Source organism: Mesorhizobium sp. P170090 (genome assembly GCF_057786115.1).
The window spans coordinates 1798165-1811324 of sequence record NZ_JBYNWH010000001.1 but is presented as its reverse complement, the minus strand read 5'-3'; the positions used below and the strand labels follow the sequence as shown (position 1 = coordinate 1811324).

The 13160-nt window shown below is 60.1% G+C and carries 12 protein-coding genes and 1 pseudogene; 1 reads left to right on the top strand and 12 read right to left on the bottom strand.

From position 1 onward, the window contains the following. Positions 1-222 precede the first annotated feature (222 nt). On the bottom strand, positions 223-675 hold the full coding sequence (locus AC3EML_RS08735; RefSeq protein WP_352522332.1) for an Lrp/AsnC family transcriptional regulator: 453 nt from the start codon (positions 673-675) through the stop codon (positions 223-225). Positions 676-1269: 594 nt separating this feature from the next. Here AC3EML_RS08735 and AC3EML_RS08730 point away from each other — a divergent pair. Continuing rightward, positions 1270-1416, top strand: a complete 147-nt coding sequence (locus AC3EML_RS08730; RefSeq protein ID WP_352593690.1) for a hypothetical protein — start codon at positions 1270-1272, stop codon at positions 1414-1416. 659 nt (positions 1417-2075) lie between these two features. Here the strand turns inward: AC3EML_RS08730 and AC3EML_RS08725 are convergent. The 11 genes and pseudogenes from AC3EML_RS08725 to nifE form a co-directional block, all read right to left on the bottom strand. Then, positions 2076-3113, bottom strand: a complete 1038-nt coding sequence (locus tag AC3EML_RS08725; RefSeq protein ID WP_352522270.1) for an IS110 family RNA-guided transposase — start codon at positions 3111-3113, stop codon at positions 2076-2078. A gap of 563 nt (positions 3114-3676) precedes the next feature. Continuing rightward, positions 3677-4068, bottom strand: a pseudogene (locus AC3EML_RS08720) (pyridoxal-phosphate dependent enzyme); the annotation flags it as partial. Positions 4069-4404: 336 nt separating this feature from the next. Continuing rightward, on the bottom strand, positions 4405-4725 hold the full coding sequence (locus AC3EML_RS08715) for an exopolysaccharide production repressor protein (RefSeq protein ID WP_352522271.1): 321 nt from the start codon (positions 4723-4725) through the stop codon (positions 4405-4407). Between the two features lie 29 nt (positions 4726-4754). Beyond that, positions 4755-5072 (bottom strand): ferredoxin III, nif-specific, encoded by a 318-nt coding sequence (gene fdxB / locus AC3EML_RS08710; protein WP_352522272.1) that lies wholly within the window; start codon positions 5070-5072, stop codon positions 4755-4757. Continuing rightward, entirely contained in the window at positions 5069-6121 is a 1053-nt protein-coding gene (locus AC3EML_RS08705; RefSeq protein ID WP_352522273.1) for a CCE_0567 family metalloprotein, read from the bottom strand. The genes fdxB and AC3EML_RS08705 overlap by 4 nt, the downstream gene beginning before the upstream one ends. 1290 nt (positions 6122-7411) lie before the next feature. Then, positions 7412-8056 carry a universal stress protein gene (locus AC3EML_RS08700; protein WP_352522274.1) on the bottom strand — a complete coding sequence of 215 codons (645 nt, stop codon included), beginning with the start codon at positions 8054-8056 and terminating at the stop codon, positions 7412-7414. 390 nt (positions 8057-8446) lie between these two features. Further along, positions 8447-9253, bottom strand: a complete 807-nt coding sequence (locus AC3EML_RS08695) for a response regulator transcription factor (RefSeq protein WP_352522275.1) — start codon at positions 9251-9253, stop codon at positions 8447-8449. 27 nt (positions 9254-9280) lie between these two features. Continuing rightward, entirely contained in the window at positions 9281-9760 is a 480-nt protein-coding gene (locus AC3EML_RS08690) for a NifX-associated nitrogen fixation protein (protein WP_352522276.1), read from the bottom strand. Positions 9761-9777: 17 nt separating this feature from the next. Beyond that, on the bottom strand, positions 9778-10275 hold the full coding sequence (gene nifX / locus AC3EML_RS08685; protein WP_352522277.1) for a nitrogen fixation protein NifX: 498 nt from the start codon (positions 10273-10275) through the stop codon (positions 9778-9780). Then, positions 10241-11623: a nitrogenase iron-molybdenum cofactor biosynthesis protein NifN gene (gene nifN, locus AC3EML_RS08680; RefSeq protein WP_352522278.1), complete on the bottom strand. Its 1383-nt coding sequence runs from the start codon at positions 11621-11623 to the stop codon at positions 10241-10243. Before nifN ends, nifX begins: the two co-directional genes overlap by 35 nt. Before the next feature lie 8 nt (positions 11624-11631). Beyond that, positions 11632-13122: a nitrogenase iron-molybdenum cofactor biosynthesis protein NifE gene (nifE, locus tag AC3EML_RS08675; RefSeq protein WP_023822476.1), complete on the bottom strand. Its 1491-nt coding sequence runs from the start codon at positions 13120-13122 to the stop codon at positions 11632-11634. Between the last annotated feature and the right edge of the window lie 38 nt (positions 13123-13160).

Below are 13160 nucleotides of genomic sequence, written 5' to 3'. Positions count from 1 at the left end.
GTAAGAGCTGTGTCATCGTATGCGCCATTCTTTTCACTAATCGGGTCAGTTGCTTTGTCTGCGCGGAACAATTTGGCAAACCGTACCGTCCCGACGCAGAATTGACTGCGCGCTATAAATCGCACGCTTCCCTAGAGGAAAAAGATCAATCCCCCGGTGGTCACGCAATGGATGCGTCAAAAAACGGCCCAGGGTGGCGGCTTCAGCGAAACCCGCCCGGCATTATAGTGTTACCCGCGGCTCGAACTTGACACGATCAAGCGCAATCATGCTGCGGAATTTTCGGACATTCGGGTTTGTGTAGAGCTTCGTTTTGACGAAGACATCAAACGCCTCGACGTCTTCAACCGTCACGATCAGGACGAAATCAGCGTCGCCGGTCACCATATAACACTGGCTGACTTCCTTGGTCGCCCGCATTGCGCGCTTGAAATCGTCGACGAGGTCGAGACGCTCACGGTCCAACTCCACCGTGACAACAATGGTGAGCGATTTGCCGACCGCTTTGGGATCTACGAGCGAGATATCCGCTACAATCACGCCATCAAACCGCAACTTATTCACCCGACGCATGCATGAGGCTGCGGAAGACCCGACAAGCTCCGCGAGCTCGGCAAAGGAAAGCCGGTTGTTCTTTTGTAGAACCGTGAGGATTCTTCGGTCTAAATCATCCATCGCACGTTGCCTCAATGGCCTTCATGATCGTCCAATCTAGCGAGGCATTTATTGCAATCAAATCCGAAGAGTGAAACAAAAAAGGCATTTTCGGCTCTTCTGGGTGGCTCAACAAGCCATGCGCGGGCTGGCTTCTCAGGACTAATGGTATTGCCAACCGCACTGCCTCGTGCGGATCGCCATCAGATGCATCATTTTGGCCCAGGGCGACGCACGGGCGCGTCATCAGTCGTTCTTGCGGCAAGCTCTGTATGAACAAGCTATTGGAGATGCCGGCGATGATGGCGCCTGTGCCCGTCGCTCAAACCGCCCACAGGGCAACATTGACCGCCGGAGCGAACTCAGGATGGGTAAAACTTGGGGGCAACGTCATCTCTCATTGATGCTTGGAGCGGGCCTGTCCCGACTCCGTTAACACCATCAGTGTGAGGGCCGACCACCTCATCGCCAAGCAAGCCGCGAGCGGAGCGCGCCACTCAAGCGCCGTAGCGAAGTGAGCGGCCGGCTTGGCGGCCCATTACATGGCGTGATCGCGGAGCATCCAGCACTCAGCTAAACTGCTGACGTTTGATCTCGCCATGTGGAGAAATTGGAATGATGAAGCACTTTGTTGGTCTGGATGTTTCCCTCGACCTGACATCGGTGTGCGTCTTTGACGAAGAGGGCGCCGTGGTGTGGCGTGGCAAGGTTGCCTCAACACCTGAAGCCTTGACTGAACTCATTCGCAAGCATGCACCATGAGTTGTGAAGATTGGCCTGGAAACAGGGACCGTTGTGCACGTGGCATTGGCACGCCCTCCGGGAGAACGGCCTTCCTGTCGTCTGCCTTGATGCCAGGCATGCGAAGGCGGCATTGTCGGTTCAACTGAACAAGACTGATGACAATGCGCCTATGGCTTAGCTCAGATTATTCGGAGCGGCTGGTATAAAGAAGTGGCGGTCAAGAGCCTCGACAGCCATCGCGTGCGGACCTTGCTTTCCTCCCGTGCCCAGATGGTCAACATGCGCCGCGATCTCGGTACAAAGATACGTGGGCTTTTGAAGACATTCGGCAGGATTGTAGGGAAAGTCAGTGGAAGGAAATATGAGGAGTTCTGCGCGGGTGCCTGGACTTGAAGAGGCTTCTCTGATTGGGGTGGTCGAGGTCAAGGTGCTCCTGTACTTTTTTCCTGGGCCGTTCCGCAGGTCACTCGCTTCTCTTCGCGGTCGGCGCCTTGGCCGCCGCATGATGGGGTCAGGAGAGCGAGGTGTCTCAATCTGTTTCACGACCTTGCCGGGTTTAGCGGCAGGTTCGGGTCTCTCAACGAGATCGCCTCGCCCATCGTCCCCACGGAACGATCTGGACATCGCCCGTTCGGGCGAAAGCTCCTTTCCTTACTCCTTCAATGTTTGCGGCGGGTTCACGCCGCCGGGGTGGCAATTTCCTTTCCAAAGCGGAATTCGGTCGCGTCGGCCCAAATCCGGTGCAGGATGACCGCCAGCTTACGGGCCACCGCCACACGCGCCCGCGCCATGCCACGGCGCTTGGCGACATTCATGCCCCATGCCCTCAGGCTCGACCATTTCTTCGAGCGTACGAGCGGCGAATGCGCTGCCTCGTAGAGGGCCGTGCGGGCGAGTTCGTCGCCGCAGCGACTGATCCTGCCCTGGATGTCGGTCTCACCCGATTGGTAGCGCGCGGGCGTCAGCCCCAGATGCGCCCCAACCGCTTGGTTGGAGCCGAACCGCTCCGGCCGGTCGATGGTGGCGCGGAAGGTGAGCGACGTGATCGGGCCGACGCCGGGCGCCGACATCAGCCGCCGGCAGACCTCCTCCTTGCGCACGATGTCGAGAACCTGCCTGGTCAGCCGGGCGAACTCCTTGAGCATGGCGCCGAGGATCGCAAGCAGCGGCTCGACCATCGCCATCACTTCGGCGTCGGCGCCGACCAGCTCGCGCACCCGCCCGGCAAAGGCGGACCGCGACGGCAGGCCCAGCTTGACGCCGGCTTCGCGCAGCATGGCACGCCCCACGTTCTCGATCGTGCGCATTTCGTTGAGAACCGTCCGGCGGGCGACCAGCAACGAGCGCCACAGCCGGCATTGTCTGCTCTTCACATGCACCTGCCGGTACCAGCCGGTGCGCATGATCTGCGCCAGCGCGCGGGCATCGTTCCTGTCGGTCTTGTTCGGCATCGTCTTCATGGCCGCATTGGCAGCCCGCGTCTCGATGCAGATCGCCGGCAGCCCTTCGGCGCGCAATCCGTCGTGAAGCCATGCCGTCAGCGAGCACGCTTCCAGCCCGACGCGCTCCAGCACTAGGTCGACTTTGCGCAATGCCTCGGCCAAAGCCTGCGGCTCGCTCGCCGCTCGAGCCTCCTTCATGATGCGACCGCTCTCATCGTCGACGCAGATCGCGGTCTCTTCCAAAGACACGTCTAGTCCGGCAAAGTACTTCATGGCTGCTCCTTCCCGATGTTTGTGGCGATTCCACATCGACCACGTTCTCACATCACGACAGGAGCAGCCGCCCTCTTCCGGCGTCGGCCGAGACCCCAATCACCCCATCTGTTTCAGCGTTGCTGCTGTCCGCGTACGCATTGAGCAAGAAATCAGAACGTTGGAGGAGCACCTTCTCGGGTTCGCCAAACATAGCGCTCCTTGCCGCCGGTTGATGACGTGCCCGGCATTGGTGCAACAACTTCATAATGCCCGCTATCAGTCGGGTGAGGCTATTGTCCGCTATCGATTTCATTGCGTTACGGGGAAGCGGTTATTGTTGCCGGTGCAATCGCCATGGTGACGAGGTCGCTCTGATCATCCGCCAGCCTGACGGCACCCTGGTGCAGTTGCCGATCTGGATGACGGAGGATCGTGCGGAGGCGATGATGGTGACGTAGAGTCCCCGTCTGCCACTCACGAATCTGCGCGAACTTCGTCTGAAGCTCGATGCCTGTCCAAGCTTGCTACACGACAATTCCCGTTGCCTTGACCTCGTAGAGCGCTCTTTTTCCCAACTACGGACCCTCGTCGCCCAGGCGCACCTCTGCTTCCATGATGCGGCTCAAAAGAATGTTGCCGACCCCGTCGTAGACGGCATCCTCATGGGGTACCCAGCCCTCCTAAACCAGGAGACATTTCATGCCGATCTTGGCGGCGACCGCGGCGACCATCCGCGTGTGGTTGGACTGCACGCCGCCGATGGAGACAAGCGTGTCGGCATTTGACGCGATCGCGTCGGGGATATGTATTCGAGTTTGCGGAGCTTGTTTCCGCCAAACGCGAGACCGGAGTTGCAGTCCTGGCGTTTGGCGTAGATTTCCACCTTTCCCCTTAGATGCTTGGCGAGGCGGTCGAGCTTCTCGATGGGCGTTGGTCCAAAGGTGAGCGGATAGCGTTCGAACTTTTCCAGCATGTTTTCTCCAGCAACACGTGATCGAGCTGAACCAGCCACGCACCAGTCATTCCAAGGGCTTGTTTGATTTGAAACCAGCTGCGTCCCGGACGTTCCAGAAAGCCCCCTCGTTAATTCCAGCGCCTCGCTCGTCACGGAGATCAAGCAACGCGCATGCCGGCGTGCTGGATAGGCTACCAATGCCTATCAAACGAAAACCGCATCTCCCGGGATTAGAACAACCGGATTGCAGTCGCCTGCGATCATATCAAGCATAGTATTCCTTGACCGATACGCTCAATGTTCATGGTTGGTCCAAAGTGGCGCGAAGCTGAGCTCTGATCTTGTCCCCGCGTCTCAACGGAGCAGCGATACGCCGTTCATCGGAAGGAGCTGTGGCACATCTGAAGATTCATTCCTCACCTCACCATCGTCTGGCGGCTGGGATCCACCTTCCTTGCAACTGCCGAAATGCTCAGCCATTTCGCCAGATCTGTTAGCCCAGCCAGACCGCCAGATCAGAAAGAGCACGCTTGCGAAATACGCCAGCTGAAGGAGCAGCGAACAAGCCAGCGTGGTGACGACTACTGTGCCGATGGAATGAGTAGCGAAGTAGACAGTCAATGCGGTGCTGCACAGCACCAGCCCCAGGACGCGACAAAAGATTCTAAAGGGCAACGCCGTTCTCCTGGTTTTGTCTCCTCAAATCATGCTGCGACCTGGTCGGCGGCAACATGGGTCTGGCAGTTCTTCGGGCAGACGCGGGCGCAGGCTCCACAGCCAATGCAGCGGCCGGCATGATCGACGACCATGATCATGCGATTGAGCTCGCCATCGAAATCGTCATCCTCGTCGTCGCAGGCGCCGAGGATTTCACCCGCGTCATCGACGCCGTACAGATGCATGACCTCGCGCGAGCAGACTTTGAAACAGCGGCCGCAGCCGATGCACTTCGTGCCGCCTATAGCGGTGAGATATTCCGGCACCCATCCGGAGCCGTCCCGAGTGGTGAATGTGCTCGTCATCGTAACTTCTTCATTGCAGCGAGCTCTCTCCTGGCACCATCCAACTCGGCAAAAACGGCCGACGCTTCCTCGGCAACTTCCACTATCTCAGTCCATTTTCCCGGGAGCTTCTCTGCAAGGTCGCTCAATTTCATCTTGGCAATTGCCGCGCGCAGCTGAAGCTTTCGGACTTTCTTCCTCATCTCATCTAGCTTTGACATAGATCCTTCTCGAAATCGGTTTCTCCACGCCCGCGCCACGCCGGGATAGACTTCAATGGCAGCAGTCGCATCGTCGACCAGTTTCGTACCGGCCTCCGCGAGCTTCCTGAACGTCGCGAAGCCGAACCGGTGGATGTCTCGACAGAGCGACCAACCGCCCGGCCGTGAAACGCAATCGTCCGAAGGCCCCATGGGTTTCATCTTTGTCATTGGCGATATCATCAGGCCGGAGCGCTCCGCAATCGCAAGCCCGACGGCGGTGTAAAACATATCGAGCCTCCACAGCACGTCCGGATCGGGATAGCCCATGCCACGGATCGCATGGCGCTCTTTTCTGGTGACGATGAAGTCGGCCAGCAGCGTGGCGTCCGATTTGCCTTCCCATAAGCAGTAGGACTCCTGAGCACGGATCAGCCGCACTTTCGGCAAAACCTGAGCAAGGTGCATCGGAGGACCGATAAAGGCGATGTGGCCGTCGACCACGAAACTGGTCGGAATCCAGAAAGAAAAGCTGGGCTCCATCCAGAGCTTCTTCATTTCGCCTGTGGAGTCGAACGCCATCCGAAAGTTCAGATTCGAGAACTTTTCGGTCAACCACGCGTCCAACATGGTTTGGGCCTCGGCGGGAGCCTTTTCACTGGCCGCGACACCGACGACCTCAAGTCCACTGTCCGTGTATTTCTCCTGGAGCTGCACCAGATGGGGCATTGCCGCCACGCATGGTCCGCACCAAGTTGCCCAAAATTCGAGGAGATACACTGTGCCGGGCTGGAGGTTCGTGAGGGGCTCGCCACGCAGCCAGTTTTCCACTTTGATCGAAGGAGCCGGTGACCCCATCTGCAATGTCATGGTATTCTCCAAAGCTATTGCCAAAGGCTGCGCGACTTTATGCGCGAGCTTGTTTCCCCTTTAGGGAGGAGCACGGGTTCAAGCGAAGGAGAGTCACGCGCGTCTGCGTGCAGCCAGCCCTCACTCAGTGTTGCCGCATCACAGTTTGCAAACGCCGTGCCAGCGCTCAGCGGGCAGTAAGCGCATTAATTGCTTAGAAAAGCTCCCAGCCAAGCTGGCCGTTTGTATTGAAGTCGACATGTTTTCCTGCCACTGTCCCGTTTTGGACATGCCTCTGGGGCTCCGGGCCGGCACAACCTGGCCACGGACGACTCCACATGTATTCGGGCCGAGGGACCGAGTTGATGGACATCATGACTGCGTTAGCTGCCGCCAGGCCCGTCATCATCGTCCGCTTCACGCCACCGGCTTGAGCGTCTTGCCGTTCCGGCCCTTAGGCGGTAGCGGATCTCGCCATTTGTGCAAAGGGCTGCTCCATCCGAGCGCGGCCCGGGCCCCCTCGCCAGCCTTGCGATTGAAGTCCTGGCTGGCTGGGAAATTTTTTACGAGGCTCGCCACGCCACGTCAGCTCGACGATTTTGATCGTGGCGAAAAGGCCAGAATGAGTGCCGGCATGTGCCGGCCCTCCCGGATTCCTGCTTTGTCGTTCTGTGTCCCTGTGCACAGGCCCTACAGGGACCGCCTGGTGCGAATGTGAGCGTTGTCGGAATTGACCGGCCAAAGACCACTCGGTCGCCATGCGGTTTGGGCCGGACCGACTGAAAACGCTGAAGATGCGGCCGTCCTCACCCCTAACCCGCCTGCCATTGCACACATGGCAACGTGATTTATGCGATCGATTCCGCCGACCGCGGCAGGAGCCCGACCGTTCCGACTCGAAGTTGAGGGCGTCGGCCACGGCAGGTCGTTGCGTTGTTGAGCTCCCGGCCAGTAATGAGGAGATCGTGACAGCGCGCATACGATGCCGCTACCGGTCCGAACTCGGCCTGCCGCGCTGAACGACTCTCTTTGACCTGACGCCGACCTGTGCCGTGATCTTGGCTGCAGCGAGGACTGCCCATACCTCTGCACGGCCGTTGGTCTCAGCATCACGGACCAACTCGGGCGAGCAGAACCACCCCCGCGCGCGCGTTAGAGGCGTGCGCGGACGTTCTCGGGCGGCGCGTGCAGATTGGCTCCGAGAAGCTTCGCGAAGCTTGAACGTTTGCCGCGATGTTCTGCGACTTGGCATCAGGATAGTGACCCGGTGAGTAGAGTTTCCGAACAGCGTCGGTGCCGCTTCGGAACTTGTCAGCGAGCCAAAAACAGCGGCAATGGTGGCTTGCCAACCATCCATCTTGTCACGCCACCGAAGAGCCGCTCGCGCAGCCCACGGCTGCCATAGGCACCCATGACAATCATGTCGGCGGACGTGTCGATTGCATGCTGCGCGAGCACCGTGGACGCCGGTTTGCCGGCGCTCGGCAGCCGGTCGACCAACACTCGAGCACCATGCCGAGTGAGATAGTCAGCGATGTCGAATCCCGGCTCGGCGCCGCTTCCGGTGCAGGTCGCCTCGGGATCGACGAGCGCAATACGAACTTCCTCGGCACCGGATAGCAGATCCCGCGCTTCCCGAACCGCACGGGATGCCTCGACCCGCGAATCCCAGCCGACCAGCACGCGCTTTGGAGGCAGAGACGCCTCAGCGGCTTCCGGCACGACAAGCAACGGCTTTCCCGTCTCGAACAAGCTGCCGTTGATAACAAGAGGCCCGAGACTAGTGTCGTTGAGAAGTCCGGGGCCGATGATTGTCAGGTCGGTGCAAAGCGCCCGCTGTCGTACCGCGTCACCGACGCTAGCGTTATCGCAGTGTTCGCGATCGACTTCATAGCGGCGCCACCTGCCTCTCAGCTGTTTGTGAATTTCCCTGGATGTCTTTTCCAGGTTCGCCATGTCCTATGAAAAACTTTCGATCTGCCTAAACCGTTTGTCCAGTCTGGCGATGGCCTGTGCGCGTTGTCCACGCCACTCGGGGAATGCCATCGCCGAGCAGCGGAGAAGGCATAATGAGCGGCGGAGGCGACATCACCAGTACGGAAAGATACGCGCCGACTTCGGCACACAGCCGGCAGCTGTCCTGACGTCCTGATCGGAGTGGTCAACTCCCGTCACACTGAGTACGCTTTTGAAGGCCATCTGACTGCTTCTTTCTAGTGTGTCGTATCTGTAGGCGCGTTTCGAAGCCGCTAGACTTGCCCTCAGCACGACGGAGATGGGGGTGGCACTACATCAGTTCGCTGTTCAGCCGTCCGGCCACTCGAGCGAGTGGCAGCGCACCGATGCCTATTCACCGTCAGCTTCAGGCTCAACGTCCGCCTCCTCCAGCGAGTAGCCGTCGGACCTGATGGTTCGAATGACGCTCCCGGCCGACGTCCTCTCCAGCTCCTTTCTGATCCGGCTGATATGGACATCGACGGTGCGTTCACCGACATGGATCTTTTCCCCCCAAGCTGCGTTCTTTAACTCGACTCGGCTGAACACCATGCCGGGAGTCTCGAGCAAATGCCGCAGCAGCTTGAACTGGATCGGTCCAAGGTGGATGTCGCGGCCGTTACCATGGACTCGGCGGGCATCGACGTTCATCTCTAGCCTGCCACAGCGGAGCCAGCTGCCGTTTTCAATCCCGTTTGAACCCGGCTTTGGCAGCGCCAGCTTCGTGCGTAGACAGTCGAGCAGCATCGCCGGCGCGAAGGGCCGCACAAAGCTCTCGTCAATACCTGCCTTCAAGAGATCGAGGTGCTGGTTTTCGGCGCCGGGCGCGATCAGCGCAATAACCAGCAGGCCTCTGTTCCGGAACTCCGCCTTGAGCTGGGCACAGATGGTGGACCCTGTCGAGCTTGCCGGCTGGCAGTCCAGTACCACGGCCTGCGGCTCCCGTTTACTGGCTAATGCCAGCGCTTCCTCCACGCTTCTGGCCAGTTCAATCCTGAAGCCATCCACCCCCAGAATGTGGCTGTAGTATAGATACAACTCCGCACCTTGCGAACAGATCAGGACCAGTGGCTTCATCAGCGCTACCCCAAGAACCACATCGGCCTCCACCGCCTCGATTGAGAGGGCTGGCCATCGCATGTCCTCAAGACCTGACATGATCCCCTCGATCGAAAGTCGGTTCCATCACGCCCGCGCCACCTCGGGATAAGCCTCAATGGCTGCGGTGGCATCCCCGGCCAGTTGGGTACCGGCCGCGGCGAGTTTCCAGAACGTCTCGAAGCCGAACCGATGGACGTCGCGCAGGGTTTTCGACAGAACGACCAACCGCCCGGCCGTGAAGAGCACGCGCCCGAAGCCCTCATGGCTTATCTCAATCATCGGCGATGCCATCAGGCCGGAGCGTTCCTCAATCGCAAGCCCGACGGCGGTGTAGAACTTGTCGAGCCTCCACAGCACGTCCGGATCGGGATCGCCGATGATTGGAATTGCACGGCGCTGTTCCCTGGTGATGATGAAGTCGCCCAGCAGCTCGGCGTCCGATTTGCCTTCCCATGACCCGTGGGAATCATTGGCACGGATCAGCCGCACGAGGCATTTGACGAACGGGGCAGCAAGAGCCGCCTCGTCCTCGGTGGCGGCAGGGCTAACAGCGCCTTCAAACATTTCGCCCACTCCTCATTTCAGCTTTCCTCCTCGAAGGAGGGTTTCTGTTCAGCGACACCTGCCTGCGCCAGCACCTTGCGCAGCCAAGGGGGAGGACACGTCCTGAGCATCATCTGCGTGCGCAACAGCACCTCTTGGATGGTCTGGGGCTGCGGCACTTTGATCGGATGGATCTTTGCGGAAACAAGTTTGGCTGCCGAAGGTCCGCCGATCGCCAGACAAAACAGGAGATGACAGCCCTTTAGCGCTTCCACCTTCGGGGTGATGCGGTCATCGCCCTCAGTTCGATGCTTCCCGCTCTCGTCGGAAACGTCATCGAAGGCCACGGCTTCCACGAGAATCCACTCCTCGCGCATCACGTCGTAGACAGCAAAGCGCCTGGCCGATCCGAAATGGGCGTTGAGGTTCTTCATGTCCTGCGTGGCGATGGCCACGCGCAATGCGCCCGCTTGGCGTTCCGGCGTCGGTGCGTGAACCTCGTCAGTGACGAGCGAGAGGCGACGGACGGAGCTCATCTGGCATTTCTCGCTTACGGAGTGGATCAAGCGCCTCAGGCGTCGGCGCTCGCCCGTTGGCTTCGAAAATGTTGGCAACCTCGAAGATCAGGTCGCGGGTCCCCTGGTAGAGGATTGTGAGCTTGTGCTGAGCCCCGAGCCGGTCGAAGATCGGGAAGCCGACCCGCATGAGCGGAATGCCGAGACGCTGCGCCGCCTGGCGGCCGTGGGAATGAGTAACGAGAAGATCAGCGCCGGCGCCAAGCGCTTCCAAATCGCCGAGATCGCCGATTTGAACCGACTGCGCCGGTACTTCCTCCAGAATTTTCGACATAGCGGCCGTTGTGACCGCCGCCGCGATTTCGGAGCCCATGCCGATGAAGAAGCTCGCGAGTTGGTAGAGTTGGTCTGGTTCAGCAGCGATCGCAATTTTCTTGCCTCCAAAGTGGAAATGTCCGTCGAGCAACGCGTCCTGCAACTGCGCCCGCCGACGGCGCACCCCAGACGGCGCCGCCGCGCCCGAAATCGCGCACAGCAGCGAGACGAACCGGTCCGCATCCCTCAATCCGGTCAGCGACCGGAACAGCACGTAAGAAACCCCGGTCAACCTCTGCAGCACCTCGGCCGGGCGGCGCATATGCTCACCGATGACAACGCATCGCTCGGCCGTGCCAAGCTCGCGAATATCCTCGACGCTGGTGCCGCCATAGGTGGTCGTGACCCAACGGTCGGGCACCGTACCGTCGAGCGAGCCGGAGAGGTCCGGCAAAATTACCGGCTTCAGTCCAAAGCTCTCAACCATCTCGCGCAAATGCTGAATGTCAGCCACAGTGAGATTCCAGCCAGGCAGGATCACGATCTTCTTAGATTGCCGCGCCTGCTCGCCGCGCCGTGTAATCCCTTCGATCATCGCGGTGACAGCTTTGGCCCAGCCCTCTTCGATCGCGCCATCGAAATCCGGTGTGTTGGCCAGCACCACCTCCGTACCCGCGAGTTCTTCGGTGCGCTTCAGCCTGATAGTGGCGATGTCTCCTGCACTGTCTTCGCCCCGGGTTTCCACAAGCGCGGTCGTGCAAACCCCGATCAGCGTTGGCTTTGTGCGGGCCTTGAGGTTGAGGATCGCCTCTTCCAGATGGTCTGCCCCGCCGAGGATCGTTGCCACCTCGTCCATTGCGGTTGTCTGCAAGGGAATGGCTTCCTTGAAATGTCGCACGAAGAGCACGAGCGCGAAGCTGGTGCACCCCTGGCTGCCGTGGAACAATGGCATCGCGCCGTCGACGCCAAGAAAGGCGAGGGCGGCGCCGAGCGGCTGGGATGACTTCAGCGGATTGACCGCCGCCGCTTTGGACTGGGGAAGGATGCGGACCATTGGCTTCCTCAACACTCGCCGAAATCACCGGCCGTCGTGCCGGAGAATTCCTGGACAGCATGCAAGGTCACAGTCTCGATTCTCGTGCGCGGCCGTTCCTCCCTCACCGCAGGCTGGCAATCCCATGGTGCCGGCTCCCGCACCTGGCGCCAGATGGGGTTATGAATGGCCAGGTCGATCTGGCGTACGAGTTCCACCATGCCGTCATAGCCGGCGTAAGCGTGTTGGCGCTCCTGGTTGATATCGAGCCAGGGTGTCTTGGCCTTCAGTGCGACGAATTGCGTGCGCCCGCCCGACAGCAGGATATCCGCCTTGCGTTCTGAGAGCATGGCGTAGAGCTGGCGCGGTGCCATCTGCTCGAACATGTGGTTGTCGTTCTTGAGGATCTGCTTGATGCGTTCCTTGTCTTCGACGGTCGACTTCTTGACAGAGGTGCCGACGATCTCGATCCCGATCTCCATCAGCGCATGGACGACCGACCAGGACTTCACGCCGCCGGTATTGAGCAGCACGCGCTTGCCTTCGAGCCTCAGCCGGTAGGCGGCTAGCTTCTTCCAAGCGATCGCCTCTTCCTCTGCAATCAATAGCTCGGTGCGGCCGAGGATCTCCGGATCGGCACCCTTCTTCACGAGCAGCTGAGATATTTGTCGGAGCGCTTCAGAGGTGGCGCTGATGCCGTAGAAGGAGCCCTCGAAAAACGGGATGTCCCAGCGCTCGTCCATTTTGCGGGCGAGATTGATGAGCGCGGTCGAGCACACCACCATAGCCGCCCGGGCGCGGTGCGCGCAGGCAATGTCGACGTAACGGGCGTCACCCGGAATGCAGGCGCGCACCCGGATCCCGAGCCGATCCAGCAGCGGCTTCACCAGCCAGAATTCGCCCGAGAGGTTGAATTCGCCAAGAATGTTGATGTCGTAAGGGCCGGCATCGTCGGGCTCGAGCGTGCCGATGACATGCTCGAGCAACGCCTCGCCGGCAAGCTTGTTGCCGAGATTCTTGGAGCCGACGAAGCCCGGCGCATTGACCGGTACAACGGCCAAGCCGTACTTTTCCGCCGCGCGCTTGCAGACGGCCTCGATGTCGTCGCCGATCAGCGCCGTCACGCAGGTCGGATAAACGAAGATAGCCGGCGGCCCATACGCTTCCTTGATCTCGAGGATCGCTTTGAAAAGCTTCCGCTCGCCCTGCCCCATCACAACATCGAGTTCGGTGAGGTCGGTCGTGAAGCTTGTGCGCCACAGGGCTGGCCCGGACGAAGCCGCACCGCGGTTGTCCCAGGAATTGCCCTCGCAGGCGAGCGGCGCATGGATCAAATGCGCAACGTCGGTGATCGGCTGCAGCACGATCTTGGCGCCATCGAAGGCACAGCCGCCGGCCGCCGCCCCGGGGGTCAGTGGCTTCGAACAGCCCTCCTTGCGCGCCTTGGCATCCTTGTCGCGGTTCTTTTCGCAGCCAGGCTCGTTGAAGACATCCTGGATTTTGACTCTGAGCAAGGACATTGCGTCGGTCTCCAAAGTCCCTCGGGAAGACGACCGGC